This window comes from Streptomyces amakusaensis, assembly GCF_039532665.1.
GTDB lineage: Bacteria > Actinomycetota > Actinomycetes > Streptomycetales > Streptomycetaceae > Streptomyces > Streptomyces amakusaensis.
Genome location: NZ_BAAASB010000006.1, coordinates 226,986 through 252,272, shown reverse-complemented (window position 1 = coordinate 252,272; position 25,287 = coordinate 226,986). Strand labels below are relative to the sequence as shown.

Below are 25,287 nucleotides of genomic sequence, written 5' to 3'. Positions count from 1 at the left end.
CGACGCCGCCGAGCTGCCACGCGATCACCGACGGCGCTCTCTCACTCGGGACTCTCTCGGGCGTCGTCCCCGTCCCGCGGTGCGAAGGCCGCGAGAGCGTCGGCATCGGTCGCCCGGGCGTTCAGGAAGTAGTCGGCCCACTCGGCCAACTCCGGATAGGACGAGTCCCGGCGGATCCGGGTGGTCGCGGCATCGATGTCGAACTCCGTGGTGCGGAGTTCGACTCCCGGGCCCAGGAGGGCCCAGTGCGCTCCGGTGCGTCCGTAGGGCATGCCGACGCTGCCGGGGTTGACCACGAGCCTGCCGTGGGCGAGGCGGACGAACGGCATGTGGGTGTGGCCGCAGACCACGGTGCGGATCTCGGTGCCGAGACCGCCGAGGACTTCCTCCCAGCGGTCGAGAGGGGAGTCGACGAGAACGACCTCCTCGTCGTCCCGAGGGGTGGCATGGCAGAACAGCACCTCCCCCAGTCCCCTCACGGACAGGGAGAGCGATCGCGGCAACGAGCCCAGAAGATCGAGCTGGTCCTCGCGGAGCTGCGCTGCCGCCCAGGAGGCGATCGGATCGGGGATCGTTCCGCGCCGCCCCCTGCGGTATTCAAGGAGTTCGCGATCGGCGTTGCCGCTGATCCAGCCGACGCGCCCCCCGAGAGCGGTCAACAGGTCGAGCACCTGGGACGGTTGCGGACCGGCGGCGATGTCGCCGGTGAGCACGATGAGATCGGCGGCCCTGACATCAGGTTCGGCGAGCACCGCCTCCAGGGCCGGCAGGACTCCGTGAATGTCGGACAGAACAGCTACTCGGTTCGGCATGGTTCCCACTGTCGGGCAGCGCGGGGCTCTCGCCCATGTGGTCGGCGTCGGCCTTGACGACGTAGACCTCCCAGGGTTCGCGGCCGGGGCCGTGGACCCAGACCTTGTCCTGGAGGGCGTAGCAGCAGGAGGTGTCGTTCTCCTCGAAGGTGGCGAGGCCGGCGGTCTTGAGGCGCTCGGTGGCGGCGGTGACATGGTCGGTGGAGGCGACCTCGACGCCGAGGTGGTCCAGGCGGGTGTCCTGGCCGGGGTCGCCCTCGATGAGGACGAGCTTGAGGGGCGGCTCGGCGATCGCGAAGTTGGCGTAGCCGGGGCGGCGCTTGGCGGGCTCGACGCCGAAGAGCCGGGCGTAGAAGGCCACGGAGGCTTCGAGGTCGGCGACGTTGAGGGCGAGCTGGACGCGGGACATGACGGTCTCCCCGATCGGGCTGTATTGATGCCTGTCGATACAACCTTGCGTCTTGAATCGAAAAACGTCAACATAGAAGAATGTCAAAACAAGAGCTTCCGGTGATCGTGCGGGACGAGACCGTTCAGGGCTGCTGCCCCGGCCTGCTGTCGGCGCCGCTGGACGAGGAGCAGGCGGTCGTCCTCGCGAAGGTGTTCAAGGCCCTCGGCGACCCGGTGCGCCTGCGGCTGCTGTCGATGATCGCCTCCCGCGCCGGGGGCGAGGTCTGCGTCTGTGATCTGACGCCCGCGTTCGATCTGTCCCAGCCGACGATCTCGCACCACCTCAAGCTGCTGCGCGAGGCCGGGCTGATCGCCTCCGAACGGCGGGGAACCTGGGTGTACTACCGGCTGCTGCCGGAGACGACCGACAAGCTGGCCGGCATCCTGACCCGCCCCGCCGGGCAGCCCCTGCCCACAACCGCCGGGGTCCCCGCGTGAGCGGACCCGCCGCGGCGGCCGGGGGCCCGGTCTCCGCCCGGCTGTCGTTCCTCGACCGCCACCTCGCCCTCTGGATCCTCGCCGCGATGGCCGCCGGTCTCGGCCTGGGCCGTCTCGTCCCGGGGCTGGGAGACGCGCTGGCGAAGGTCACCGTCGCCGGGGTGTCTCTGCCGATCACGCTCGGCCTGCTGGTGATGATGTACCCGGTTCTGGCGAAGGTCCGGTACGACCGTCTCGACACCGTCACCCGCGACCGCAGGCTGCTCGTCTCCTCGCTGGTGCTGAACTGGGTCCTCGGCCCGGCGCTGATGTTCGCCCTCGCCTGGCTCCTCCTCCCCGATCTGCCGGAGTACCGCACCGGGCTGATCATCGTCGGGCTCGCCCGCTGCATCGCCATGGTCATCATCTGGAACGACCTCGCCTGCGGGGACCGCGAGGCCGCCGCCGTCCTCGTCGCCCTGAACTCCGTCTTCCAGGTGCTCGCCTTCGGCCTGCTCGGCTGGTTCTACCTCGATCTGCTCCCCGGCTGGCTCGGCCTCGCGACCACCGGCCTGGACGCCTCCGCGTGGGAGATCGCCCGCGCCGTCCTCGTCTTCCTCGGCATCCCGCTCGCGGCCGGGTTCCTGACCCGCCGCATCGGCGAGAGGACCCGGGGCCGGGAGTGGTACGAGACCGAACTCATCCCGCGCATCGGCCCCTTCGCCCTGTACGGACTGCTGTTCACCATCGTGGTCCTCTTCGCCCTCCAGGGCGAGGCCATCACCTCCAAGCCCCTGGACGTCGCCCGCATCGCGCTGCCGCTGCTGGTGTACTTCGCCCTCATGTGGGCCGGTTCCATGGCGCTGGGCAGGGCCGTCGGCCTCGACCACCCCAGGGCCACGACGCTGGCCTTCACCGCCGCCGGCAACAACTTCGAACTCGCGATCGCGGTCGCCATCGCCACCTTCGGCGCCACCTCCGGCCAGGCCCTCGCCGGAGTCGTCGGCCCCCTCATCGAAGTCCCCGTCCTCATCGGCCTCGTCCATGTCGCCCTGCGCGCCCGCCGCTTCTTCCCCGAGCCCGAGCCCGCCACAGCAATCGCCGCCGCCCCGGAAGGTTCCGCCCGTGTCTGAGTCCCGGCCCTCCGTCCTCTTCGTCTGCGTCCACAACGCCGGCCGCTCCCAAATGGCCGCCGCCTTCCTCACCCACCTCTCCACCGGCCGCGTCCAGGTCCGCTCCGCCGGCTCCGCCCCCGCCGACGCCGTGAACCCGTCCGCCGTCGCCGCGATGGCGGAGATCGGCATCGACCTGTCCGCCGAGACCCCGAAGATCCTGACCGTCGACGCCGTCCACTCCTCCGACGTCGTCATCACCATGGGCTGCGGCGACACCTGCCCCGTCCTCCCCGGCAAGCGGTACCTCGACTGGCCCCTCGACGACCCCGCCGGCCAGGGCGTCGAAGCGGTCCGCCCCATCCGCGACGCGATCGAACAGCGCGTACGCCGTCTCCTCGCCGAACTGCTCCCCGAGGGAGTGTCTTCTCAGACCGGCAGTTCCCACCCCGGACCGTCCTCCGCGCCGATCCACACACGCTGACCGGCTGCGGAGACCGTGATACCGAAGCCCTTCTGATGCGGCTCCCCCGCCGCCCTCCAGCGCTCGACCGCCTCCTCAACCCGATCCCACAGACGCACCGGCCCGCGCTGCACCACCGTCCAGCCCCCATCGGGCCCGGCCGCCGTCCGCGCCTGCGAACCGGTGGACACGTCCCACAGAATCTGCTGAGAACCAGCGCCCATCCGCTCGGCCGACGGCGCGGCGAGCTGAGCCACCCAGCTCCCGCTCCAGGTATCGATGATCGCCGGATCGATCAGGCTCGTACGCTCCTCGCCCGGCAGCAGAGCCAGGACCGGGCGCGGCGGCCGATCGTGCGGGCGGGCGATCATAAAGCTGGTGTGCCCGGGGAGGAACCGACCGGTGGCGGTACCGGGGCCGGTCACGGTAAGCAGCGCCAGACCGGATGCGTAGCTCCACCCCGAGAGGGTGACCAGGATCTTTCCGCCCGGCTTCACCTGATGCAGCCACGGCAGGGGGATGTACCGGACCGCGCAGGTGGCGATCAGCCGGCCGTACGCTCCCCCCTCGGGGTCCCCGCGCAGACCGTCCCCGACGATCAGCCGGGGCGTGTACCCGGCTGACGTGATGGCGGAGGCGGCGGCCTCGCCGACCACCGGGTCGTACTCGACGCTGGTGAGGTTTCCGTCCCCGAGGCGGTGCGCGCCAAGGGTGGTCGAGTACCCGGTTCCGGTGCCGATCTCCAACACTCGCTGCCCCTGCTCGACTTCGAGCTGCTGCCACATGCGCAGCACCAGCGACGGCAAGGTGGACGAGGACGATGGAGAGCCTTCCACGGTGCTGCCGGTGACGTCGTCGGGCCTGATACGGCCGTCGAGTTGAGTGATGAGCGTCCGATCGGTGTAGATCCCCTGGAGCCACCCCTCACCGCCCTGGCGGACTGGCCGGTAGCGGGTCGGGACACTGCCCGGGACCTGTTCGAAGTAGGACCCGGTGAACAGTTCCCGGGGAACCGTCTCGGCGGCGCGAAGCCAGTCGGGGTCGGTGAGCGCGCCGTCTTCGGCGAGTGCGCTCACCAACGCGCTGCGCAGTTGGGCGGATGTGCTCATGTGCCGGAGCCTTTCTCCAGCCGGTCGGCGATGGCGTGTGCGACCGCGTCGGTGATCTCGGGCGGCTGCCAGGCCCACTGTCCGTTGGGGTTGCACTCCAGGAAGTACCAGGTGTCATCGGCGGTCACCGCGAAGTCGAACGCGCCGTACACCAGGCGGAAGTGGTCGCGGTAAGCGGCAACGGAGTACGCGACCGCTTCGGGGACAGCGATCGGCTCGCACCTCATGAGGTCCTGCCGGTGACGCCAATCGAGATCAGGGCTGTCGATCCGGGCCCCGAACAGCAGATCACCGACGACGGTCACCCGTGCGTCGAATGCCTTGTCCACCTTGGTCTGGAACATGTGCGGGCACATCGTCACAGCGCTGGTGATCTCATGTCCGCGCACCTCCCGCACCCACACGCTGTGCGGCCGGCCGTCCACACGGTAGGGCGTGTTCCAGACGGGTTTGTAGACCACTCCGCCAGGCTCACGCGCCGCGAATTCCCGGGCCTCGCGCTCGTCACTCGTGATCAGCGTGTCGGGCACCAGGAACCCGCTCCGTCGCGCGGTCGCGAGCTGAGCGGGCTTGTACTCGGCCGCGCGGTTGTCCCACGGGTGGTTGACGTAATGCGCTCCCGGAAGAGACGCGAGGATGCCCCCCGTTCCCCAGAAGGACTGCTCAGCGGCGAACCTGCGGTCCTGTCCGTCCAGCCCGGGAGGTCCCTCGTAGGGCGAGGGCCTGCGGACCCAGACCGATCGCACCTGTGTGAGATCAAGTGTTCGGCTCGGGGTGCGCAGGATGCCTCGCTGTTCGCCCGTGCCGTACACGGCGGACAGCGAGGCTCCTGCGTACGGGTCGGTGCCGGGATCCAGACGGGCCACGGGAACCCTTCGCGCGGCGAGTATCCGCAGCACCACGTCCGAGGTCACGTCGTAGTTGTTGGTCAGCACCAGCACCGACCCGCGTCGGTCGGCCATCAGTCGGACTCGTTCTGGTCGTAGGACTCAACACTGTCGGAGTCGGTCGCTCCGTCCGGCCCGGAGCCGTCACCGGGGGTGGTCGTGGTCGAAGTGAGGCCGCTGGTGCTGGTGCCGTGGCCCCCCAGCTCGATCGTGCGCCCCTACCGAGTACGGCCCCATCCTGCCCGTGCCCCAAGGTGTGAGCGTCTGCGTCATCTGTGCCGCGCCTCCTTCTCGTGTCGACAGGGAGCGTAGGGAGGCGCTTTCCCCTTGGAAAGGAAATTTCTCAGAATTTCTAGTGAGACGTCGCAGGGGGTGCGTGGTGCGCCATCAGGAGCCATCTTCCGATGCCTCGGGAGCGAGTTCTTCGATCACTCGATTGATGATCGCTCGCGCCGCCCTGCCGTAGTCGGCGACGGCTGCGAGCTGCTCGAAGGCACTGCTGTACAGCCTGATTTCCTGCGGCTGGCGAAGGTCAAGCTCGGCCGACAGTGTTTCAATGAGCACCCGCTCGTTGTCGTAGATCCAGAATCCGTGCCAGGGCGAGACAGCGTATTGAGCCTCGAAGCCAATAACGCCAAAATGCACATGGGGAAGCTGTGACAGTGAGATCAGCCGATCAAGCTGACCGAGCATGACATCCGGGGTGCAGAGACGAAACCTGAGCGCCGCTTCAGTAAGAACGAAGTGGAATCGCTTGTCCGATCGGTACAGGATCTCCTGGCGTCTTGACCGCTCCTTGACGGCTTCGTCGATGTCATGGGGAAGATTCAGTCGGCGGATGCCTTCGGCGAAGCGAGCACGCGCGTACTCCGGTGTCTGAAGAAGGCCCGGAATTACGGTCGCTTCAAAGGCACGGAAGAGCCGGGCCTTCTGGTCCCACGAGATCAGCTCTTGCTGATGGGGCTTCAACCCGGCGCGAAGGACGCGCCGCCACTCGGCGTGCTGCACTTCGAGCGTGTGCAGCGAAGCGAGCAGAGCTTCGGTCTCGTCTTCACCCCCCGTGGCCCTCGCCCACTGGCGGATGTCGTCATCGGCGGGTGTCTGTCGGCCGTTCTCCAGCTTGGACACCTTGGAGGGCGGCCACGACAATGACTCCGCGAGCTGTCTGCCGCTCATGCCGGCGGCTTGGCGAAGCTCGCGGAGTCGTTTGCCCAGCGCGTTTCTGGCCTCGTGTACGTTAGACGAACCCGAGGTGTTGTTCGGTGGCAAAGTCATCCCGCCTGATGGCGTGATGCCAAGCAGCATCGCGCCAGTAGTTGTGCTGCACGATCTCGTTGACATCTTCGACGACCTCGCCGCCAACGAACGCGTCGGAATCGTCGAAGTGCATACGTACCAGCTTGCGCGAGTCGAAGAGCCAGTAGTCATGGTTGGGGAGGTGCTCGGCAGCTGCTCGGTCACGCATCAGGTAGCGAATGTCCTCACCCGCCCCGTTGGTGAACTGGGCACACCACACACCGAACCGGCTGTAGTCGGTGAGCGGCGAGCTGACCACTCGCACACGCGTGAAGCGCCGCCCCTCGAACACAGCATCACGGATCATGGTCAGCCAGTCCTGCATCCATGGCAGGTCGTCCTTCTCCCGCGCAAGAAACTTCCGCAGCGACTCGTTCTCGTAGTCCGCGTCGTAGCGGTCGCGCACTTCAAGACGGAATGCCGTGTGCTCGAACGACTGGAAGATCTTGCCGAACTCTTCTCCCGTCAGAAAGCTCAGCGTTCTCCCTCCTCCATGTGGCGGCGGGCATACATTTTGAGCACGTCTTCCGGGATCTCGATCAGAGTCTCGTTGTCCGGGACCTCGCCGACATCAGCCAGTACCTGAGGGTCGGTCACCTTCCAGCCCTGCGCGATGTAGGTGACACGGTCGATGCGGTCGGTGGCGAACAGCGTCGGGGAGTTGCCGATCTGAGACTCAGGGTCCTTGCCGAGGAACCGAGCACGCATGGGGTATCCCTTGCTCGAAACTTGGCGAACTGTTCTCACACATGGTGAGACGGCCGCCTCGAACGGTCAAGGGCCGCGCATGGAGGGGCCCGGGCCCGCAGGCCGGATGGGTGGTGGATGCGGGCTCGGGCCCCGGTTGGGGGGGAGGGGGGTCAGATGAGGTCGCCGCGGCGGTCGTCGTCGGGGTGGTAGACGGCGAGTGCCCAGATGATGAACACGTCGATGGCGATCATGATGACTGCCCAGATCGGCAGATAGGGCAGGAACAGGAACTGCGCGATCAGGCTGATCGACGCGAAGAAGATGCCCGCGTAGCGTGCCCAGGCCATGTTCTTCAGGACCCCGTAGCCGACGATCACCAGACAGATCCCGAGGATCAGATGGATCCAGCCCCATCCGGTGAGGTTGATCCGGTAGACGTAGTCGCCCACCCGGCCGTAGACGTCGTCCTCGCCGATCGCCGCGATGCCCTGGAGGATCGCGAGGATTCCGTTGCAGAGCATCAGGATGCCCGCGAAGACGACGCCTCCCACCGCCCAGCCGCTGTTGTGGGCGGGCTCGGAGCTTCGATGGGGGTTCGGTGGCGGAGTCCCGGCCGGTCGCTGTGATGCGTGGCTCATGGGACCTCCCTTCCTTGGCCCCGTACGCCCAACGCGGACGGGGATTCGAGCGTCAGCCCGGCCCGGTGCCACCGCCATTCGGATTCGGCCGTTCGGGTGAATTCTCCGGATGATCGCGGGCCTCGTCGTGGGTCCCGTCTGGGGTCCCGTCGGACGCCAGGAAGTCCAGCAGGGCCATCGCGAAGAGCAGCGCGAGGGCGAGGCCGACGACCACCCAGGCGGTCGGGTGGCTCCAGAGGAGGCAGGTCAGCACGGCGGCGGCGACCAGGACCCACACCACCCAGCGGCGATGGCCGCGCAGCCAGGGGCCGACCGGTCCGGTGCGCAGGCCGGCGTGGTCGGCGACGCCGCGGAGGGCGGTGATGCCGGAGTGCCAGAGGCGGCGGACGGCGAGGGCGTGGCGGCCGGGGCCGGTCAGCCAGGCGGCGAGGGCGATGACGAGGCCGAGGGTGACGACCATGCGGACGGTCGTGCGGAGGAAGCGGATCAGCTCGTCGTAGACGGCGGAGGCGGCGGGCTGGGAGACACCGGCGGGCAGCCGGTCGAGATAGACGGCGCGGAAGGCGTCGAGCGCGATGCCGAGCAGAAGGAGGGCCGCCGCGACGCCGAGGGCCGCGGTGACGACGGCGCGGCGGCGGCGGACGGCGAGGAGGACTCCGGCGACCACCAGGATCAGGGCGGCGATCGGGACCCAGATACCGGCGAGCTGGAGCAGCCGGAAGCCGGTCTTGAGCTTGCCGATGTCGTCGGAGCGGGCGACCACGAAGGAGGTGTGGATCTCGGGGATCTTGGCGGCGACGGTCAGACCGTCCGCCACCAGCCGCTGCTTGACCTGGTCGACGACGGGGGCGAGGTCGATCTCCACCGCGTTGTCCGTGAGCTTGACCGCGCCGCCGCCGCTGCCGGTCAGCGCCTTGTCGAGGGAGTCGTGGACCTTGCGGTTGGCCTCCGTCCAGAGGGTCTTGAAGGCGGAGGAGGAGACGATGGCGTCCGCCTTGTCGTGGACGAAGCTCTTGAGGGCGCTCTCCAGCGGGCCGCTCAGCTTCCCGAGCGCCTGGGCCAGCCTCGGCCGGTCGGCCGGAGCGACCTCCTCCAGCAGGGAGTTGAGGTCGATGTGGCTCATCACGGCGTTGGTGACCCGGTTGGCCACCGCCGCCTGGATGTCCGGGTCGGAAGCGAGCGGCGCGACCGTGGCGACATAGCGGTCGGTGTCGCCGACCTCGTCGGCGGTCCAGGAGGCGACGGCCCCCAGCGGGGCCAGCACACAGCCGAGGAAGATCAGCAGGACGGCGAAGAACGACCGCACCCGGTGGTGGGGGCGGGGCGGCGGCCCGGCCTGCTCCAGCGCGGCGATCCGCGCCCTGAGCCGCTCCAGCTCGCTGTCGTCCGGCAAGTCCGGCACCGCCGCCGCCTCTCCCCGGGCCGCCCGTCGGCGGGTCGGCCGTGTCCAGATGTCCCGGTGTCCAGGGAACGCGCGGCCCGGACGGACGGCGACCCTTGGCGGGCATACGGGTGGGAGCGGACGGGCCGTTCACCCGTACGGGCCCGCCCCCGCGCCGGGCCGATCCCTCTCGCCTTGCATGGAGTCATGCGTACCTCGCGTGCCCACGGACCGACCGCGCCCGGCGGGCCCGTATGAGCACGCCGCCGAAGGCGGAGGCAGAGCCCGCGGACCGGCCCGCCCCCGCCGAGTCGCTGCGCGCCATCCTCCTCAGCCGCGGCTACGGCAAGCTCCTGCTGCTCTCCGCACTCCTCGGCGTCCCCATCGCCCTGGCCTGCTTCTTCTTCGTCAGCTTCCAGCACGAGCTGCAACACGCCGTCTGGGAGTCCCTCCCCCGGGCGGTCGGCTACGCCGAGCCGCCCTGGTGGTGGCCGCTGCCCTCGCTGCTGCTCGCGGGGCTGCTGCTGGCCCCCGTGGTGACCCGCTTCCCGGACGGCGGCGGGCATGTGCCGGTGCACGGGCTCGGCGGCCCGCCGCTGGGGCCGCGCGCGCTGCCCGGGGTGGTGTTCGCCGCGCTCGCCACCCTGCCGCTGGGGGTGGTCCTGGGCCCCGAGGCCCCGCTGATGGCGCTCGGCAGCGGGCTGGCGCTGCTCGCCGTACGGTCCTCGAAACGCGCCGCGCGGCCCGAGGCGGCGATGGTGCTGGGCACCGCCGGGTCCACGACCGCGATCTCCACCATCCTCGGCGGGCCGCTGGTCGCCGCCGTGATGATGGTGGAGGCGGCCGGCCTCGCCGGCCCCCGGCTGGTGGTCCTGCTGCTGCCCTGTCTGCTGGCCAGCGGCGTCGGCGCGCTGGTCTTCACCGGCTTCGGCGAGTGGACCGGGCTCTCGATCGGCGCGCTCCGGCTGTCCTCCGTACCGCCGAACACCGGCCCCGACGCGGGGGACTTCCTGTGGGGCGTCCCCGTCGCCGTGCTGATCGCGCTGATCGTCGGCTTCGGGCACCGGCTCGGATACGTCACCGAGAGCTGGACCGCGCGCCGCACCGCCGTCCGCACGGTCGTCGCCGCCGTCGCGGTGGGTGTCTGCATCTCCGTGTACGCCCTGGTCACCGGCCGTTCCCCGGCCGAGGCCGCCCTCTCGGGGCAGGTGACACTGGGCGCGCTCGCCGCCGATCCGCACGGCTGGCCGGTGGCCGCGCTGGTGATGCTCGTCCTCTGCAAGGGCGTCGCCTGGGGCATCTGTCTGGGCGCGCTGCGCGGCGGGCCGATCTTCCCGGCGGTACTGCTCGGCGCGGCGGCCGGGGTGGCGTGCTCGGGGCTGCCGGGGTTCGGCACGACATCCGCGCTCGCGGTCGGCATCGTCGCCTCCGCCTCGGTGGTGACCAGGCTGCCCGTCACCAGCGCCGTACTGGCCGTGCTGCTCATGGGCCCGGACGCGAACAATCAGATGCCGCTGATCGCCGTCTGCTCCGTCGTCGGATTCATCACCGCGCAACTACTGGAGCGGAAAAGCCCACCCGGGCCATCATGAGGTACACAGCACGGAAAAAAGGCACGAAGAGGGGCGGGGATGGACGATCGCGAAGTAATGTCCGGCGGGGTCAACAGCGTCATACGCGAGGGTACGAGGGTGATCCGGCCGACCGGGCCGTGGTCACCGCTCGTCCATGGCCTCCTGCGGCACGTACGGGCCAGGGGCTTCACCGCCGCGCCCGCCGTGCACGAGGTGACGGACGACGGCTTCGAAGTCCTCGATTTCATACCCGGCGAGGTCAGCGACTACCCGGCCACCCCGGCCGCTGCCTCCCGTACCGCCCTGGAGAGCGCGGCCCGGATGCTGCGCGCCTTCCACGACAGCACGGCCGGCTACGCGCGCACCGGCGAGGCCGAGCCGTGGATGCTGCCCGCCAGGAACCCCGCCGAGGTCATCTGCCACGGTGACTACGGCCCCCACAACTGCGTCCTGGACGGCGACCGGGTCATCGGGGTGATCGACTTCGACGCCGCGCACCCCGGCCCCCGGATCTGGGACATCGCCCTCGCGGTCTACCGCTGGGCCCCGCTCACCGCACCCGCCAACGCCGACGGCTTCGGCACCACGGAGGAACAGGCGCTGCGGGCCCGGCTCTTCTGCGACCGGTACGGACTCCATCCGGCCGGGCGCGCGGAGCTTCTCGACACCGTCGTGGAACGGCTGCACGCGATGGTCGCGTTCATGCGCGCCAGGGCCGCCGCCGGGGACGCCGCCTTCGCCTCGCACCTGGCCGACGGGCACCACGTCCAGTACCTCGCCGACGCGGAGTATGTGAAGGACCGGCGGGCCGAGTTCGAAGGTTTCATCCTCGACGACCGCTGAACGCGCGTACGAACACGGCACGGGGAGGACGGGGGGACCGAGGGGGACCGCTCCCGGAACCCCGTCCTCCCGGCGGCGGTCGGTGTCACACTGACGCCCGGTACTCCGAAGGGGCCATACCGTGCCGATGATCCGCAAACTGCGCAGAGCGATGCGCGGCGCCTACCGCCGCACCGTCGACCTCAGCCATCCCGCCCGCTCCCCGCTCGGGAGCACCGTCGTCAACTGCGTGGTGTACGAGGGCGGGGTGCGGCAACCCTGCGACGGCGACGCCCGGGAGGCGCTGCGCCAGGTGCGCAAGAACGGCAGCGGGTTCGTCTGGATCGGTCTCCACCAGCCGACCGAGATCCAGCTCGCGGTCTTCGCCGAGCTGTTCGGGCTGCACCCGCTGGCCGTCGAGGACGCCGTACAGGCCCATCAGCGGCCCAAGGTGCAGCGGTACGGCCGGGACGGACAGCGCGGACAGGGAGAGCGGGGAGAACGGGGAGGGCGCGGCGGACGGGACGGACGGGACGGCGAGGGAACGCTGTTCGCCGTCCTCAAGACCTGCCGTTACGTCGCTCATGAGCAGCTCACCACGGCGAGCGAGGTGGTGGACACCGGGGAGCTGATGGTCTTCACCGGCGCCGACTTCGTGATCACCGTCCGGCACGGTCCGCACGGCTCGCTCGGCCCGCTGCGCGAGGCGCTGGAGGCCAGTCCCGAGCAGCTCGCCAAGGGACCGGCCGCCGTTCTCCACGCCATCGCCGACCAGGTCGTGGACGACTATCTCGCCGTCGCCGACGCCGTGCAGCACGATGTCGACGCCGTGGAGAGTGCCGTCTTCAGCGAGGACGCGCGGAGCGCCGACGCCGGGCAGATCTATCTGCTCAAACGGGAGTTGCTGGAGCTGAAGCGCGCCGCCGCCCCGCTGGAGCGGCCGATGCTCTCGCTGGCCACCGCGCCGCTGCCGCCGGTGGGGCCGGACATGCAGCCGTACTTCCGCGATGTGGTCGACCATCTCGCCCGGGTGAACGAGCAGATCAGCGGGTACGACGCCCTTCTCGACTCGATCCTCCAGGCACATCTGGCACAGGTGACGGTCGCGCAGAACGAGGACATGCGGAAGATCACCGCATGGGCGGCGATCATCGCCGTGCCGACGATGGTCTGCGGGATGTACGGGATGAACTTCGACCATATGCCGGAGCTGCGCTGGACGTACGGCTATCCGCTGGTGCTCGGCGTCATGGCGACGGCCTGCGTGGTCATCCACCGGGCGTTCCGCCGCAACGGCTGGCTCTGAACTGCCCACGGGACCCGGCCCCGGGTCCTAGAGGAAGGTCACGAAGAGGCCGAGCGTCAGCAGGGCGACGAGACAGCCGTAGAGCGCGAGCGTGAGGGAGCGCGCCTCGTCCGAGGGGTCGCTGCGGCCCGCGCTGGAGAGGCGGAGCGCCGAGGTGGCGATCAGGAGCAGCGCGGCGGCGGAGAAGGCGGCGATCAGGGGCAACGGGATGGCTGCGAGCAGGGATTCGATCACCCGGCGACCGTCTCACGCGCTGTCGGGGCCCGCACCCGGAAGTACTCCGTCCCGGTAAGGGCGTTGGCGGGCGATCGGGTACGGCGGTCCGGGCCACGCGGGTGTCGCCGTCTTACCGGCGGGCGGTGTGCGGGCTACCGTGGGGGCGGGACTTCGGGAGGTCGCCGCGATGGAGGTCACGCCAGGGACGGGCATCGGCGGTGAACCGGTCGGACTCGCCGGGCCGGAGGCGGTGTGAACGGCTGCCGTGTTCAGTACGCGCCGCCCGCCGACCAGTCGCGCAGCGCGATGGGTTCGTGTCTCCGGGCCAGGTTCGACACGGCCATGCGGCGGCTCGCGGCGCATCCGTACGGCCATGGCTCGACACCCGTGAAGGGTGATCATGACCGCCGTGAGGCGACGGTCGCGGGAGCTGTCGTTCGCTATTACGTCAGTGCGACCGTGCTGACGGTCTCGGTGGTCCGGGTCGTTTACGTCTGAACCGTGCGGGACCTGCCCGGAGTCCGGGAGGGGCATCGTGGTCCATCGCGGGGCCTCGCGCCGGTGCGATGGGTCCGACAAGCGTCTTATTCACCCTTTCAGGTGATTCATGCCCTCTCTGGGCCGCGTGCGTCCTACCTTGCGAATGTGGCGGGAATTAAGCAGTTGAGCGCACTGGGAATCGCGGCGGTACTGGGTTCACAGGGGGTGGTGGCGGCTGCGGCTCCGAGCGGGCCGGCGGAGAGACCCGTGGTACGGGCGGTGCCGTCGAAAGCGGTTCCGGGCGGTCCGGGCGGTCCGGGCGGTCCGGGCGGTGTGACGAGTGGGCCGAACGGCCGAGTGCCGCCCCAGGTCTCGGCGCGGGTGTCGGTACGGATCCATCGCCCCGGGCTCGTCTGCGCCCACGGGTCGGCGGCGGGCGGCGGGCCGAGGCCGGTGTGGGTGAAGGTCTCCGTGTCGGTGCGGGTGCTGCGGCCCTGTCCGGGGCCGCCGAAACCGTCGCCGCCCGCCCCGAGCCCCACTCCGACGCCCACTCCCACTCCCACTCCGACGCCGACCGGCCCGCCGGAGCCTTCGCCGACCTCGACGGGATCGCCGAGACCGACCCAGAACCCGACGTCGTCGCCGACCTCGACCGGATCTCCGACGGCACCGACGGCGACACCGACGGCGTCACCGACGTCCGGGGCCGGGAACCCGGCCTCCGCCGGGCCCACGCCCTCAGCGCCCTCCGGGTCCGCCGGATCCACGTCCGCGGCGTCGAGCGGGACACCGGAGGCGTCCGAGAGCCGTCGCGCGGACGCCGGACCGACCGCCGCCGCCGGGCCGTCGTCGTCGTCCGCCCCGGGCGAGGCCTTCCCCGTACGCCCGTACCGCCCGGCCGCCGAGCGGCCCGGGACCCAGGGGTTTCCCCTGCTCACCCTGGTTCTGATCATCACCGTTCCGGCCGTTCTCGCGGCCGTGATGCTGCGGCCCCGGCGATCGCGCGGCTGAGCCCGCGCGGGCCCGGCCGGGGGCCCGCTCCCGCACCCCCACGCGCACACCCGCACGTACACCCGCACGTACAGAGCAGCACTGAACAAACATGGAGGTCACCATGGCCGAATGGCTGGTCCTGACCATCGCGATGGCCGTCACCTGCGCGGTCGTCCTCGCGGTCATCCTGCTCAGTCAGAGCAGACACGGAGCCCTCGCGACCGGGGAGGAGCCCCGCGAGGTGCATACGCCCGACGTTCTCGAATACATGACGATGATGGTCGGCGTCATCTACGCCATCGTCCTCGGCCTCGCCATCGCCGGGGTCTGGGAGGCCCGGGGCGCGGCCCAGGACAACGTACGGCGGGAGGCGCAGGCGCTCCACGAGATCTCCCAGCGCGCGGAGGCGCTCCCGGCCGATGTGCGCACGCGGATCCGCGCCGACATCGGCGAGTACGTGTCCTACGTGGTGCGCACGGAGTGGCCCCGGATGACGCACGGCAAGGAGCTGTCGGCCCGGGGCGGCGAGCTGCTCGAAGCCGTGCGGAAGGACATCACCCGCCGTACGCCGAAGAACGATCTGGAGGCCGGGGTCTACCAGCCGATGGTGGAGCAGGCCGCGGCGGCGGCCGACGCCCGGATCACGCGTGAGGAGAGCGCGGAGTCCTCCACCCTGCCGGCGGTGGTCTGGTACGGGCTGATCGGCGGGGCGGTGGCGACCATCGGGCTGATCTTCACCATGCGGATGGGCGGCAGCTCCCGTGAGCTGCTGATCGCCGGGCTGTTCAGCGCGCTGATCACCTTCCTGCTCTTCCTGGTGTGGGACTTCGACGCGCCGTTCGGCCGGGCCGGCTCGGACACGGCGACGGCCGATGCGTTCCGTCGGCTTTTCCCCGGTTCGACCTAGGTCATCCTGGCCATTTCAAGGCCCTGACCTGCCAGGACGGGGTGCGGAATAGCCAGGGCGGGTCTCTCGTTGTAGAGTTTGGTTCAACATTCAACCATCCTCATTCTGGACATCGAGAGGTGAGCCTCATGCAGTTCGGCATCTTCACCGTCGGCGACGTCACCACCGACCCGACCAACGGGCGCACGCCGAGCGAGCACGAGCGGATCAAGGCCACGGTCGCCATCGCGCGGAAGGCCGAGGAGGTCGGGCTGGACGTCTTCGCGACCGGCGAGCACCACAACCCGCCGTTCGTGCCCTCGTCCCCGACGACCCTTCTCGGGCATGTCGCGGCCCGCACCGAGAATCTGATCCTGTCCACCTCGACCACCCTGATCACCACCAACGACCCGGTGAAGATCGCCGAGGACTACGCCTACCTCCAGCATCTGGCGGACGGGCGGGTGGATCTGATGATGGGCCGGGGCAACACCGGACCGGTGTACCCGTGGTTCGGTCAGGACATCCGTCAGGGCATACCGCTGGCGATCGAGAACTACGCGCTCCTGCGCAAGCTGTGGCGGGAGGACGTGGTGGACTGGGAGGGCAAGTTCCGCTCGCCGCTCCAGTCCTTCACCTCGACCCCGCGCCCGCTGGACGGCGTCCCGCCGTTCGTCTGGCACGGCTCGATCCGCTCCCCGGAGATCGCGGAACAGGCCGCCTACTACGGTGACGGCTTCTTCCACAACAACATCTTCTGGCCCATGTCCCACACCAAGAAGATGGTGGAGCTCTACCGGAAGCGGTACGCCCACTACGGCCACGGCACCCCCGAGCAGGCCATCGTCGGTCTCGGCGGCCAGATCTACATGCACAAGAACTCCCAGGACGCGGTCAGGGAGTTCCGTCCCTACTTCGACAACGCACCCGTCTACGGACACGGGCCCTCGCTGGAGGAGTTCAGCCGGCAGACCCCGCTGACCGTGGGCACCCCCGAGCAGGTCATCGAGCGGACCCTCGGCTTCCGTGAGGCCGTCGGCGACTACCAGCGACAGCTGTTCCTGGTGGACCACGCGGGACTGCCGCTCAAGACGGTGCTCAAGCAGCTCGACATCCTCGGCGAAGAGGTCGTGCCGGTGCTGCGCAAGGAGTTCGCCAATCTGCGGCCGGCCGGAGTGCCGGAATCCGCTCCGCTCCACCCGGCGGTCACCGCCGCCCGTACCGCCCGTACCGCGATCACCGAGGAGGCATGACGATGAGCAGCACACTGAAGCTGGTGGCGGTCTCCGCCGGTCTGAGCGTGCCCTCGTCGACGCGGCTGCTGGCCGACCGGCTCATCGAGTCGGCGCGCGAGACGCTCGCCGCCGAGCACGGGACGGACGTCGAGGTCCAGATCGTGGAGCTGCGCGAGCTGGCGGTCCCGATCGCCAACCACCTGGTGACCGGATTCCCCTCGCCGGAGCTGGCGGAGGCGATCGAGGCGGTGACCGAGGCGGACGGACTGATCGCGGTCACCCCCGTCTTCACCGCGTCCTACAGCGGGCTCTTCAAGTCGTTCTTCGACCTGGTCGAGCCGGACGCGCTGACCGGGAAGCCGGTGCTCGTCGGCGCGACCGGCGGCACGGCCCGGCACTCGCTGGTGCTGGAGCACGCGCTGCGCCCGCTCTTCGCCTATCTGCGGGCCGTCGTCGCGCCGACGGCGGTGTACGCGGCCTCGGAGGACTGGGGCGGCACGGGCGATCCGCTCACCGACACCCTGCCGACGCGGATCGGCCGGGCGGGCAGGCAGCTCGCCGCGCTGATGGCGACGACGGAACGCCGGACGGTCGACGAGGTGCCGGTCCTGTCCTTCCCGTGACAGGTCCGGCAGCACTGGCAGGACCGGCAGAACCAGCAGAACCGGCAGACCCCGAACAGGGGTTTCGCTCTTCCGGAGGCGCTTTCCGGGAGCGGAGGCGGCACTGGCGGCGCACAATCCCCTGTGCGCACTGTCAGTGCCGCCTTCTATCGTTTTGGGCATGGCCCCTGTACTCATCGGTCGCAACCATCCCGCGAGCGTTCTGCGGACCCACACCACCCGGGCGACGGAGAGCCACGGCGGCCTGGTGCTGATCGCCGGAGAGGCCGGGATAGGCAAGACGGCGCTGGTCACCGAGGCCGCCGACGAGGCGCGGCGGCGCGGTGCGCTGGTGCTGAGCGGCTCCTGCTGGGAGTCCGACAGCGCCCCGGGCCACTGGCCGTGGGTGCAGGTGGTCCGCGGCCTGCGGCGCGGGGTGACGGACGAGGAGTGGGCCGGGGCCCAGAAGGCGGCGGGCGGGCGGCTCGCGGTGCTGCTCGGGGAAGCCACGGACGGCGCGAGCGGCACGGAAAGCACCGGCGGCACGGGCGGCACGGCCGGGCGCGAGGGCGAGGAGAGCTTCCCGCTGTACGACGCGGTGACCAGCGCGCTGGTCACCGCCTCCCAGCGGCGGCCCCTGGTGGTCGTGCTGGACGATCTGCACTGGGCCGACCCCGCGTCGCTGAAGCTGCTGGAATTCGCCGCCCAGCACGCCTGGTTCGAACGACTGCTGCTGATCGGCACCTACCGCGATGTGGAGGTCGAGAGCGCCGGTCATCCGCTCCAGAGCCTGATCCTGCCACTCGCGGCGCGCGCCGCCGCCACCCTCACCCTCACCGGACTCGGACGCGACGAGGTGGGCGCGCTGATCGCGCTCACCGGAGGGACCGAGCCCGGCCCCGAGCTGGTGGAGGAGGTGCACCGGCGGACCGGGGGCAATCCCTTCTTCGTGGAGCAGACCGTCCGCATCTGGCGCGGCGGCGGCCCGGTGAGCACGGTCGCGCCGGGGGTGCGCGAGGCGGTGCGGCGGCGGCTGGAGCTGCTGCCCGAGGAAGTGAGCGCGCTGCTGACGGCGGCGTCCGTGCTGGGCCGTGAGTTCCACCGCCAGGTGCTGGCGGCGGCCGTGGGCGAGCCCGCGCCCCATGTGGACCGGCTGGTGGACCGGGCGATCGCGGCCCGGCTGGTCACCGTGCGGCCGGGCGGCCGGTTCGCCTTCGCCCACGACCTCGTCCGCGAGACGCTGTACGCGGGGCTGGACGGGCCGGCCGTGCGGCGGCGGCACGCCGATGTGGTCCGCGCGCTGGAGGGCTCACCGGCGCTGCGCGAGAAGACGTTCCCCGCCGATCTCGCGCGCCACGCCTATCTCGCCGGGGACGAACTGGAGCCGGGGGCCCGGGTCGACCTGCTGGTGGCCGCCGCCCGGCACGCCTCGGGGCGACTGGCGCACGAGGAGGCCGAGGGCCACTTCCGCCGCGCGCTGGAGGCGGCGGGGGACGACGCCCGGCGGGCCGCGCTGGTCCTCCTCGAACTGGGCGGCGCGCAGTGGCACCGCGGCAATGCCGAAGGGACCCGGCAGTGCTTCGGCCGCGCCATGGAGCTGGCGCGCGAGGTGCCCGAGCCCACCCTGCTGGCCCGGGTCGCGCTGACCGTCCATCAGCACGAGGGCCCGGACGTCGACATGGGGGGCGGGCGCCTGCTGAGGGACGCCCACCGGGCGCTGTTCGAGGTCGGCGGGGACGGCGGAGGCAGCGGGGACGGCGGGGCGGATCTGAGCGGTCTGACGCCCGAGGAGATAGCGCGGGACATCGCCGTGAAGACCACCGCGCTGGCCCGCAGCGGCGCGGACGACGACGCGCTGGCGTTCTCGCTCTGGGCGCGCCACGACGTGATCTGGGGTCTCGGCAGCAGCAGGGAGCGGCTGGCGCTCACCGACGAGATGATCTCCCTGACCCGGCGCACCGGCGACACGGACATGGAGCTGCACGCCAGTTCCATGCGCTGGGTCACGCTGGTGGAGCTGGGCGACCCGCGCTACGCGGAGCAGCTGCGCTCCTTCAACGCGCTGGTCGAGCGGGCCGGGAGGGGCACCCATGAGCTGTCGAAGCTCGTCGACAACTCCCTGATCGCCGCCCTCAACGGGCGGTTCGCGGAGGCCGTCGAGCTGATGTCCCAGGTGGAGACCTCCGAGCCGGGGTTCACTCCGTACGGCTACATGGCCGACCACATGCGGTGGGCGCTGCTGCTGCTCCAGGGCCGGCTGGAGGAGGCGCAGCAGGCGCTCGGCGCGCTGGAGCGGGTGGGGCATCCCTATCCGGCGCTGCTGGCCGGGCTGACGGCGGCCGAGCGCGGCGACACCGCTCTCGCGCTGCTCCACGCGGACGAGCCGGAGGCCCGGCCCGAGGGGCTGCCCCGGGCCTTCCAGCCGCTGGCGCTGCGGCTGCGGGCCCAGGCCGCGGCGTCCTCGGGCGATCCGGAACGGATCGCGAGGGCCCGGGAGGCGCTGCTGCCGCACACCGGCCAGTGGGTGGTCTCGCTGTACGGGTGCGACATCGGCGGGCCCGTCGACCTCTGGCTGGGGCTGCTGGACGCGGCGGCCGGCGACCGTGCGGCGGCGGTGGCCGCTCTGACCGCCGCGTACGAGTCGGCGGACCGCATGCGGGCCCGGCCCTGGTCGGTTCGGGCGAGGGCCACACTGCTGGGCGTGCTGAGCGCCGACGCGGATGCGGGTGCGGGCGCGGGCGCGGGCCGGAGCTTCGGCTTCGATCTGGAGGAGCTGGCGGCCGGGGTGCGGCGGGACGCGCGCGAGCTGGGGATGGCGCTCCCCCCGGCGAAGGCCGTCGGGCCGGTGTCCGCCGCCCCCGGGCGCGCGGCCCCGGCACCCCCGGCCGCCGAGCCCGCCGAGGCCGCCGAGGCCGCCGGTCCCGAGCGGCTGTTCCGGCGGGAGGGCTCGGTGTGGGCGCTCTCCTTCGGCGGGCGGGAGGCGCACATGCCGGACGCCAAGGGGCTGCGGGATCTGCACACCCTGCTCTCCCACCCGGGCGAGGACCTCTCCGCCGTGGTCCTCCTCGCCCCCGAGGCCGGTGAGGCGGCCGTCGCCGCCCGCGGCTTCGGCGGCGACCCGGTGCTGGACGAAGAGGCCAAGCTCAGCTACCGGCGGCGGCTGGAGCGGCTGGACCAGGAGATCGACCGCGCCGACAGGCTGGGCGACGCCCGCAGGGCCCGGGAGTTCACCCGGGAACGCACGGCCCTCCTCGACGAGCTGCGCACGGCCGCCGGTCTCGGCGGCCGCACCCGGCGGCTGGGCGACGAGGCGGAGCGGGCCCGTAAGACGGTCACCGCGAGAATCCGCGACACCCTGCGCAAGCTGGACGCGGTCCACCCCGGACTGGCGGCGCATCTGCGGGAGTCGGTGACGACCGGGGCGCACTGCGCCTACCGCCCGGCGCGGCCGGTCGGCTGGCGGCTGTGAGCCGCGCCGCTCAGTGGCCGTCGGCCGACCGGCCCGGGCCCAGGGCTCTGGGCTCCGGTCGCGGCTCCCGCGTCACATCGGCCACGACACAGGCGATGTTGTCGGGGCTGCCCGCTCCATGGGCCAGGGCGATCAGCGCGTCGACCGTCTCCTCGGGCTCGGCGACGGTGGCCAGCGCGTGCTGGATCCGCTCGTCCGGCACGGCGGTGAAGAGCCCGTCGGAGCAGAGCAGATACCGATCGCCGGGCAGGGCCTCGTGCAGCCGCAGATCGGGGACGGCGGTCGTGCCGCCGTCGAGGGCCCTCAGCAGCAGGGTTCGCTGAGGGTGCGAGGCGGCCTCCTCCTCCGTCAGCGAACCCGCGTCGATCATCGACTGGACCACGGTGTGGTCATGGGTGATCCGGGAGAGTGCGCCGTCGCGCAGCAGCAGGACCCGGGTGTCCCCGATATGGACCAGACCCAGCCGGGAGCCGGATCTCACCAGCGCGGTGAGCGTCGTTCCGGAGCCCTGGGAGTCCTCCAGCGCGCCGATGGCGGAGTTGGCGCGGTCGACCGCGTCCTCCAGGGCGTTGAGCAGATCTCCGGCGAGGGGCGGCACACCGGGGCGGTCCAGTTCCCGGAGCGCTTGGACGGCCGCCGTGCCCGCGTCCCCGCCCCGGTCGCCGAAGCCGTCCGCGACGGCGAGGAGTCGGTGGTCGGCGTAGGCGATGTCGTGGTTGGCGGTGCGGACGGCCCCCCGGTCGGTGCGGGCGGCGTAGCGGATTCCCAGAGCTGTCATGGCGGTGGTGTCCTTCCCCGGTGACGCGTCGAGCTGGTCGGCGAGGAAGAGCGCCAGATCCCGGCGGACGGCGGTCTCCGCCTCCACCCGCGCCCAGTGGGCCCGGACGGCCCGGGCGGCGGCTGCCGGGTCCGGTCCGTGGAGATCGCAGACCTCACGGACGAGCGGCAGCGGCATCCCTATCCGCCGCAGCCAGGCCACCAGCCGGGCCCGCTCCAGCTGCGACCGCTCGTAGTACCGGTATCCGGTGTACGGGTCGACGCTCGCCGGGGGCAGCAGCCCCAGCTCGTCGTAGCGGCGCAGCGCCTTCGCGGACAGTCTGGACGCCCGGGCGAACGCCCCGATCGTGAGCCGGTCCATGGGGTCCCCTCCTCGCGCCGGGCGGTCGGCCCGGCCCGATCGATGCTGGTCCTTCCCCGGGGGAGAAGGTCAACCCCGATCGGCCGGGACACCCCCGGCGGGGGTGTCCCGGGCGGCTCGCGAACCGGTGCGCGGTGTCACTTGCGGTTGTAGAGCCGCATGGTCCAGGCGCCGAAGACGATCACGAAGAAGGCGGACCATCCCAGCGACCAGGCTATGTCCGCGGCCGGCCACTCACCCGCCATCAGCTCGCGCACCCCGGTGGCGACATGGGTGACCGGGCTGTTGTTCACAAAGGCCTGGAGCCAGCCGGGCATGGTCTTCGGGTCGACGAAGACATTGCTCAGGAAGGTCAGCGGGAAGATGACCATCATGCTGACGCCCATGACCGACTTCTCGGACCGCAGCATCAGCCCGAACATCGTCCAGACCCAGGAGAAGGAGAACGCGAAGATCACCAGCAGTGCCACCCCGAGCAGCACGCCCAGCGGGCCGCCGGCCGGCCGGTAGCCGATGATCATGCCGACCGTGAGCATCACCGCGGAGGCGAGGACATAGCGCAGGACGTCGCCGAGGAGATAGCCGACCATCGGGGCCGGCCGCCAGATCGGCAGGGTCCGGAAGCGGTCGAAGACGCCCTTGCTGATGTCGGTGTTGATCGCGACGCCCGTGTACATCGTGACCATCACGACGCTCATGGTGAGGATGCCCGGCAGCAGGAACTGGATGTACTCCGAGGTCGACCCGGCCAGCGCCCCTCCGAAGAGGTACGTGTACATCAGCACCATCATGATCGGGAAGGCCGTCACATCGAAGAGCTGCTCGGGCACATGCTTGATCTTGAGTACGGTCCGCCAGCCGAAGGTGAGGGAGGCCGAGAGCGCGCTCGGCTTCGGCGGTCTCTCCTTGTTGATCAGCAGCGAGGCGAGGTCCTCGGCCTTCGGCGCGTCGAGGAACTGGTCGTCGGCGGCCTGCGCGGACGTTGTGGTGGTCGCGGTGGTCATGCCGCCTTCTTCCGGTCGGTCAGGGCGAGGAAGACCTCGTCCAGGCTGGGCTGTCCCAGCGCGAAGTCGTCCACGGTGATTCCTGTGCGGGCCAGCTCCGCGAGGGCCCTGGCGGCCTGCTCGGCCGCGCCGCGCTCGGTGCCGTGGCCGCCGACCCTGGCGGTCAGGGCGACCGGGTCGGAGTCGAGCTGCACCTCGGAGCCCAGGGTCTCGGTGAGCACCCGGACCGCCTCGGGCCGCTGTGCGGCCTCCCGCAGCCGCACATGGACCGAGCCGGAGCCGACCGATGCCTTCAGCTCGCCCTTGGTGCCCTCGGCGATCACCCGGCCGTGGTCGATGACCGCGATCCGGGCGGCCAGCTGATCGGCCTCGTCCAGATACTGGGTGGTCAGCAGCACGGTGGTGCCCTGGGCGACCACCGCGCGCACGATGTCCCACACCTGATTCCGGCTGCGCGGGTCGAGCCCGGTGGTGGGCTCGTCCAGGAAGAGCAGGTCGGGGGTGTTGAGGATGGAGGCGGCGATGTCGATACGGCGCCGCATGCCGCCCGAGTAGTTCTTCACCTGCCGGCCCGCCGCCTCGGTCAGCCCGAAGGCGTCGAGCAGCCGCTCGGAGCGGTCGGCGGACGCGGGCCGGGAGTGACCCAGCAGCCGCGCCAGCAGGACGAGGTTCTCGTGGCCGGTGAGGTCTTCGTCCACCGAGGCGTACTGACCGGTGAGACTGACCCTCGCGCGGACCGCCGCCGCGTCCTTCACCACGTCCCTGCCGAAGACGCGCGCCTCGCCGCCGTCGGGCCGCAGCAGGGTGGCGAGCATCTTCACGGTGGTGGTCTTGCCCGCGCCGTTCGGCCCGAGGACTCCGTAGACGGTGCCGGCGGGCACGGTGAGATCAACGCCGTCGACGGCGCGGTTCTCACCGAAGACCTTCACCAGGCCTCGGGTCTCGATGGCTGCTTCTGTACTCATTCGCCTCATTTTCCTTCGAACAAATCTTCGGTCAATGCGCCGGGGACGGCGACTCGTGGCCGTCGGCGGGACGGGAGCGGGCACGGGTGCGCACGGGTCTCGGGAGAGGACCGGTCCTTCGGGAGACAGGCCTCAGGAGACATGGGGCCGCGCGGCGCGAGCCTCCCTCAGCACGAGCCCCCACCAGCCGAGCTGGTCGAGCATGGGCTGGCAGGAGCGCTCCTGCTCTTCCCAGCCCTCTTCGAGCAGATTGACGCCGACGGTGTTGCGGACGGTCACGGTGTGGAGTTCGGTGAAGACCGGGCGCAGCTGCTCGACCGCGTTGAGCCCGTGGGAGCCGAGTCCGTAGCTGACGAAGGCGACCGGCTTGAAGTGCCACTCGTCGTAGGCGTAGTCGATGGCCTGCTTGAGGGAGGCGGGGAAAGAACGATTGTACTCGGGGGTGACGACGACAAAGGCGTCCGCTTGATCGACTCGGGCGGCGAAGTCGGCCATCGGGGCGGTCGGCCGGGCGGGGAGACGGGCCGGGAAATCGAAGTCGATCAGGTCGATGACGGACAGCTCGAGATCCGTGCGCCCCCTGGCCCCGGCGATGAACCAGCGGCCGACCTCGCCGCCCGCCCGGCCCTCCCGCGTACTGCCGATGATCACCGCGACACGCAGCGGCGGAACGTCCGCCGCGCCGCCCCCGAGCCCGCCCCCGCCCCCGCTTCCGCTTCCGCTTCCGTCTCCGACCCGGTCCCGCATGGTGTCCGCCTCCCTCGTGGGCAGTCCGTTCCGCCGTCACTCGAAAGGCGCGAGACCGCGTCGCGCGGTCGCCAGATTCGATCTGGCGACCGCGCGACGGGATCTGGCGACCGCCGGTCACTCCTCCCGGGTGTGGAAGACGTAGAACGAGACCACGAGCATCGCGGCGGCGAAGAAGAGGCCCATCCCCACCGAGCGCAGGATGCTGGTCCCGGTCAGACTGTGCAGAAACCCGATCGCCACACCGCACAGCGCGGCGTACGCGGCGGCGCGCAGCTCCTGGGGCAGCGCGTGCTGGATCCGGCCGAGGCCGAAGGCCAGCGCGGTGAAGATGAGGCCGGCGACCACCCCGTAGAGGACGTCCCACCAGCTGACGGCCTCGCCGGTGCGGCGGAGGAAACCGGCGTAGAAGCCGAAGAGTGTGCCGAGGGCGACCGGTATCGCCCAGCCGAGTGATCCGTGGTGCCGTGCGGGCATCGTCGCGTGAACGGCCATGGCCGGGGCTCCTTCTCTCTCGTCCTTCCTCCCAGGGCACACCCCGGGGGGACGCCCGGCAACTCGGCGGCGGCGCACCCGGTCGGCGGCGCAGCGCTCG

General features: G+C 71.0%; 28 protein-coding genes. 11 read left to right on the top strand and 17 right to left on the bottom strand.

The features are described from left to right. Positions 1–41 precede the first annotated feature (41 nt). A complete protein-coding gene (locus ABD371_RS13255) occupies positions 42–812 on the bottom strand; it encodes a metallophosphoesterase family protein (protein WP_344476253.1) in 771 nt (256 codons plus the stop codon). Next, positions 736–1,221 carry an ArsI/CadI family heavy metal resistance metalloenzyme gene (locus tag ABD371_RS13250; protein WP_344476251.1) on the bottom strand — a complete coding sequence of 162 codons (486 nt, stop codon included), beginning with the start codon at positions 1,219–1,221 and terminating at the stop codon, positions 736–738. The genes ABD371_RS13255 and ABD371_RS13250 overlap by 77 nt, the downstream gene beginning before the upstream one ends. An 80-nt stretch (positions 1,222–1,301) precedes the next feature. Here ABD371_RS13250 and ABD371_RS13245 point away from each other — a divergent pair, with 80 nt between their 5' ends. Genes ABD371_RS13245 through ABD371_RS13235 form a run of 3 tightly spaced genes read left to right on the top strand, consistent with a single transcriptional unit; the run spans position 1,302 to position 3,275 of the window. Beyond that, a complete protein-coding gene (locus tag ABD371_RS13245; protein WP_344476249.1) occupies positions 1,302–1,700 on the top strand; it encodes an ArsR/SmtB family transcription factor in 399 nt (132 codons plus the stop codon). Next, a complete protein-coding gene (arsB, locus tag ABD371_RS13240; RefSeq protein WP_344476247.1) occupies positions 1,697–2,812 on the top strand; it encodes an ACR3 family arsenite efflux transporter in 1,116 nt (371 codons plus the stop codon). The genes ABD371_RS13245 and arsB overlap by 4 nt, the downstream gene beginning before the upstream one ends. Beyond that, the gene (locus ABD371_RS13235) at positions 2,805–3,275 is read left to right on the top strand and encodes an arsenate reductase ArsC (RefSeq protein ID WP_344476244.1); all 471 of its coding nucleotides are present in this window, start codon (positions 2,805–2,807) and stop codon (positions 3,273–3,275) included. The genes arsB and ABD371_RS13235 overlap by 8 nt, the downstream gene beginning before the upstream one ends. Here ABD371_RS13235 and tgmC read toward each other — a convergent pair. The 8 genes from tgmC to ABD371_RS13195 form a co-directional block, all read right to left on the bottom strand. After that, positions 3,221–4,363, bottom strand: a complete 1,143-nt coding sequence (tgmC, locus tag ABD371_RS13230; RefSeq protein ID WP_344476242.1) for an ATP-grasp peptide maturase system methyltransferase — start codon at positions 4,361–4,363, stop codon at positions 3,221–3,223. The two genes, ABD371_RS13235 and tgmC, sit on opposite strands and share 55 nt — an antisense overlap. Then, a complete protein-coding gene (gene tgmB, locus ABD371_RS13225; protein WP_344476240.1) occupies positions 4,360–5,325 on the bottom strand; it encodes an ATP-grasp ribosomal peptide maturase in 966 nt (321 codons plus the stop codon). The genes tgmC and tgmB overlap by 4 nt, the downstream gene beginning before the upstream one ends. Beyond that, the gene (locus ABD371_RS13220) at positions 5,325–5,453 is read right to left on the bottom strand and encodes a hypothetical protein (RefSeq protein ID WP_344476553.1); all 129 of its coding nucleotides are present in this window, start codon (positions 5,451–5,453) and stop codon (positions 5,325–5,327) included. Before ABD371_RS13220 ends, tgmB begins: the two co-directional genes overlap by 1 nt. A 184-nt stretch (positions 5,454–5,637) precedes the next feature. Continuing rightward, positions 5,638–6,555, bottom strand: a complete 918-nt coding sequence (locus ABD371_RS13215) for a helix-turn-helix domain-containing protein (protein ID WP_344476238.1) — start codon at positions 6,553–6,555, stop codon at positions 5,638–5,640. After that, a complete protein-coding gene (locus tag ABD371_RS13210; RefSeq protein WP_344476236.1) occupies positions 6,488–6,952 on the bottom strand; it encodes a DUF6879 family protein in 465 nt (154 codons plus the stop codon). Before ABD371_RS13210 ends, ABD371_RS13215 begins: the two co-directional genes overlap by 68 nt. A gap of 68 nt (positions 6,953–7,020) precedes the next feature. Beyond that, positions 7,021–7,254, bottom strand: a complete 234-nt coding sequence (locus ABD371_RS13205) for a hypothetical protein (RefSeq protein ID WP_344476234.1) — start codon at positions 7,252–7,254, stop codon at positions 7,021–7,023. Between the two features lie 152 nt (positions 7,255–7,406). Further along, entirely contained in the window at positions 7,407–7,874 is a 468-nt protein-coding gene (locus ABD371_RS13200) for a DUF7144 family membrane protein (RefSeq protein WP_344476232.1), read from the bottom strand. A gap of 52 nt (positions 7,875–7,926) precedes the next feature. Beyond that, complete coding sequence (locus tag ABD371_RS13195) at positions 7,927–9,276, bottom strand: hypothetical protein (protein ID WP_344476230.1); 1,350 nt, start codon at positions 9,274–9,276, stop codon at positions 7,927–7,929. A gap of 233 nt (positions 9,277–9,509) precedes the next feature. Between ABD371_RS13195 and ABD371_RS13190 the strand changes: the two genes are divergently transcribed. The 3 genes from ABD371_RS13190 to ABD371_RS13180 all read left to right on the top strand — a co-directional run bounded on the left by ABD371_RS13190 (position 9,510) and on the right by ABD371_RS13180 (position 12,957). Continuing rightward, positions 9,510–10,847: a chloride channel protein gene (locus ABD371_RS13190; protein WP_344476228.1), complete on the top strand. Its 1,338-nt coding sequence runs from the start codon at positions 9,510–9,512 to the stop codon at positions 10,845–10,847. 39 nt (positions 10,848–10,886) lie between these two features. Beyond that, the gene (locus tag ABD371_RS13185) at positions 10,887–11,672 is read left to right on the top strand and encodes an aminoglycoside phosphotransferase family protein (protein WP_344476225.1); all 786 of its coding nucleotides are present in this window, start codon (positions 10,887–10,889) and stop codon (positions 11,670–11,672) included. A gap of 127 nt (positions 11,673–11,799) precedes the next feature. Continuing rightward, positions 11,800–12,957, top strand: a complete 1,158-nt coding sequence (locus tag ABD371_RS13180; protein WP_344476223.1) for a magnesium and cobalt transport protein CorA — start codon at positions 11,800–11,802, stop codon at positions 12,955–12,957. A gap of 27 nt (positions 12,958–12,984) precedes the next feature. Here the strand turns inward: ABD371_RS13180 and ABD371_RS13175 are convergent, their stop codons facing one another. Next, positions 12,985–13,191, bottom strand: coding sequence for a hypothetical protein (locus ABD371_RS13175; protein WP_344476221.1), 207 nt, complete (start codon positions 13,189–13,191; stop codon positions 12,985–12,987). Between the two features lie 288 nt (positions 13,192–13,479). Here ABD371_RS13175 and ABD371_RS13170 point away from each other — a divergent pair, with 288 nt between their 5' ends. Further along, positions 13,480–13,671 carry a hypothetical protein gene (locus ABD371_RS13170; RefSeq protein WP_190121408.1) on the top strand — a complete coding sequence of 64 codons (192 nt, stop codon included), beginning with the start codon at positions 13,480–13,482 and terminating at the stop codon, positions 13,669–13,671. Positions 13,672–13,805: 134 nt separating this feature from the next. Here the strand turns inward: ABD371_RS13170 and ABD371_RS13165 are convergent, their stop codons facing one another. Then, a complete protein-coding gene (locus tag ABD371_RS13165; protein ID WP_344476219.1) occupies positions 13,806–14,606 on the bottom strand; it encodes a hypothetical protein in 801 nt (266 codons plus the stop codon). A 161-nt stretch (positions 14,607–14,767) separates the two neighbouring features. Here ABD371_RS13165 and ABD371_RS13160 point away from each other — a divergent pair, with 161 nt between their 5' ends. The 4 genes from ABD371_RS13160 to ABD371_RS13145 all read left to right on the top strand — a co-directional run bounded on the left by ABD371_RS13160 (position 14,768) and on the right by ABD371_RS13145 (position 20,838). Continuing rightward, positions 14,768–15,553: a bestrophin-like domain gene (locus ABD371_RS13160; protein WP_344476217.1), complete on the top strand. Its 786-nt coding sequence runs from the start codon at positions 14,768–14,770 to the stop codon at positions 15,551–15,553. Between the two features lie 128 nt (positions 15,554–15,681). Further along, a complete protein-coding gene (locus ABD371_RS13155) occupies positions 15,682–16,785 on the top strand; it encodes an LLM class flavin-dependent oxidoreductase (protein ID WP_344476215.1) in 1,104 nt (367 codons plus the stop codon). A 2-nt stretch (positions 16,786–16,787) separates the two neighbouring features. After that, positions 16,788–17,390 (top strand): FMN reductase, encoded by a 603-nt coding sequence (locus ABD371_RS13150; protein WP_381733689.1) that lies wholly within the window; start codon positions 16,788–16,790, stop codon positions 17,388–17,390. A 160-nt stretch (positions 17,391–17,550) separates the two neighbouring features. After that, positions 17,551–20,838: an ATP-binding protein gene (locus tag ABD371_RS13145; RefSeq protein ID WP_344476211.1), complete on the top strand. Its 3,288-nt coding sequence runs from the start codon at positions 17,551–17,553 to the stop codon at positions 20,836–20,838. A 10-nt stretch (positions 20,839–20,848) separates the two neighbouring features. Here ABD371_RS13145 and ABD371_RS13140 read toward each other — a convergent pair whose 3' ends face one another. From ABD371_RS13140 to ABD371_RS13120, 5 genes are all read right to left on the bottom strand, one after another. Beyond that, complete coding sequence (locus tag ABD371_RS13140) at positions 20,849–21,976, bottom strand: MerR family transcriptional regulator (protein ID WP_344476209.1); 1,128 nt, start codon at positions 21,974–21,976, stop codon at positions 20,849–20,851. A gap of 137 nt (positions 21,977–22,113) precedes the next feature. Beyond that, positions 22,114–22,980 carry an ABC transporter permease gene (locus ABD371_RS13135; RefSeq protein ID WP_344476207.1) on the bottom strand — a complete coding sequence of 289 codons (867 nt, stop codon included), beginning with the start codon at positions 22,978–22,980 and terminating at the stop codon, positions 22,114–22,116. After that, complete coding sequence (locus ABD371_RS13130; protein ID WP_344476205.1) at positions 22,977–23,945, bottom strand: ATP-binding cassette domain-containing protein; 969 nt, start codon at positions 23,943–23,945, stop codon at positions 22,977–22,979. Before ABD371_RS13130 ends, ABD371_RS13135 begins: the two co-directional genes overlap by 4 nt. A gap of 132 nt (positions 23,946–24,077) precedes the next feature. Beyond that, positions 24,078–24,692 carry an NADPH-dependent FMN reductase gene (locus ABD371_RS13125; RefSeq protein ID WP_344476203.1) on the bottom strand — a complete coding sequence of 205 codons (615 nt, stop codon included), beginning with the start codon at positions 24,690–24,692 and terminating at the stop codon, positions 24,078–24,080. A 117-nt stretch (positions 24,693–24,809) separates the two neighbouring features. Beyond that, positions 24,810–25,187 (bottom strand): hypothetical protein, encoded by a 378-nt coding sequence (locus ABD371_RS13120; RefSeq protein WP_190121135.1) that lies wholly within the window; start codon positions 25,185–25,187, stop codon positions 24,810–24,812. Positions 25,188–25,287 lie beyond the last annotated feature (100 nt).

Bases quoted from the DNA above. Each gene is read 5' to 3' on its own strand.
- ABD371_RS13255 (WP_344476253.1), bottom strand. From the start codon at position 812: ATGCCGAACCGAGTAGCTGTTCTGTCCGACATTCACGGAGTCCTGCCG.
- ABD371_RS13250 (WP_344476251.1), bottom strand. From the start codon at position 1,221: ATGTCCCGCGTCCAGCTCGCCCTCAACGTCGCCGACCTCGAAGCCTCC.
- ABD371_RS13245 (WP_344476249.1), top strand. From the start codon at position 1,302: ATGTCAAAACAAGAGCTTCCGGTGATCGTGCGGGACGAGACCGTTCAG.
- tgmC (WP_344476242.1), bottom strand. From the start codon at position 4,363: ATGAGCACATCCGCCCAACTGCGCAGCGCGTTGGTGAGCGCACTCGCC.
- tgmB (WP_344476240.1), bottom strand. From the start codon at position 5,325: ATGGCCGACCGACGCGGGTCGGTGCTGGTGCTGACCAACAACTACGAC.
- ABD371_RS13215 (WP_344476238.1), bottom strand. From the start codon at position 6,555: ATGCTGCTTGGCATCACGCCATCAGGCGGGATGACTTTGCCACCGAAC.
- ABD371_RS13205 (WP_344476234.1), bottom strand. From the start codon at position 7,254: ATGCGTGCTCGGTTCCTCGGCAAGGACCCTGAGTCTCAGATCGGCAAC.
- ABD371_RS13200 (WP_344476232.1), bottom strand. From the start codon at position 7,874: ATGAGCCACGCATCACAGCGACCGGCCGGGACTCCGCCACCGAACCCC.
- ABD371_RS13190 (WP_344476228.1), top strand. From the start codon at position 9,510: ATGAGCACGCCGCCGAAGGCGGAGGCAGAGCCCGCGGACCGGCCCGCC.
- ABD371_RS13185 (WP_344476225.1), top strand. From the start codon at position 10,887: ATGGACGATCGCGAAGTAATGTCCGGCGGGGTCAACAGCGTCATACGC.
- ABD371_RS13180 (WP_344476223.1), top strand. From the start codon at position 11,800: ATGATCCGCAAACTGCGCAGAGCGATGCGCGGCGCCTACCGCCGCACC.
- ABD371_RS13170 (WP_190121408.1), top strand. From the start codon at position 13,480: ATGGGTTCGTGTCTCCGGGCCAGGTTCGACACGGCCATGCGGCGGCTC.
- ABD371_RS13165 (WP_344476219.1), bottom strand. From the start codon at position 14,606: ATGATCAGAACCAGGGTGAGCAGGGGAAACCCCTGGGTCCCGGGCCGC.
- ABD371_RS13160 (WP_344476217.1), top strand. From the start codon at position 14,768: ATGGCCGAATGGCTGGTCCTGACCATCGCGATGGCCGTCACCTGCGCG.
- ABD371_RS13155 (WP_344476215.1), top strand. From the start codon at position 15,682: ATGCAGTTCGGCATCTTCACCGTCGGCGACGTCACCACCGACCCGACC.
- ABD371_RS13150 (WP_381733689.1), top strand. From the start codon at position 16,788: ATGAGCAGCACACTGAAGCTGGTGGCGGTCTCCGCCGGTCTGAGCGTG.
- ABD371_RS13145 (WP_344476211.1), top strand. From the start codon at position 17,551: ATGGCCCCTGTACTCATCGGTCGCAACCATCCCGCGAGCGTTCTGCGG.
- ABD371_RS13140 (WP_344476209.1), bottom strand. From the start codon at position 21,976: ATGGACCGGCTCACGATCGGGGCGTTCGCCCGGGCGTCCAGACTGTCC.
- ABD371_RS13135 (WP_344476207.1), bottom strand. From the start codon at position 22,980: ATGACCACCGCGACCACCACAACGTCCGCGCAGGCCGCCGACGACCAG.
- ABD371_RS13130 (WP_344476205.1), bottom strand. From the start codon at position 23,945: ATGAGTACAGAAGCAGCCATCGAGACCCGAGGCCTGGTGAAGGTCTTC.
- ABD371_RS13125 (WP_344476203.1), bottom strand. From the start codon at position 24,692: ATGCGGGACCGGGTCGGAGACGGAAGCGGAAGCGGAAGCGGGGGCGGG.
- ABD371_RS13120 (WP_190121135.1), bottom strand. From the start codon at position 25,187: ATGGCCGTTCACGCGACGATGCCCGCACGGCACCACGGATCACTCGGC.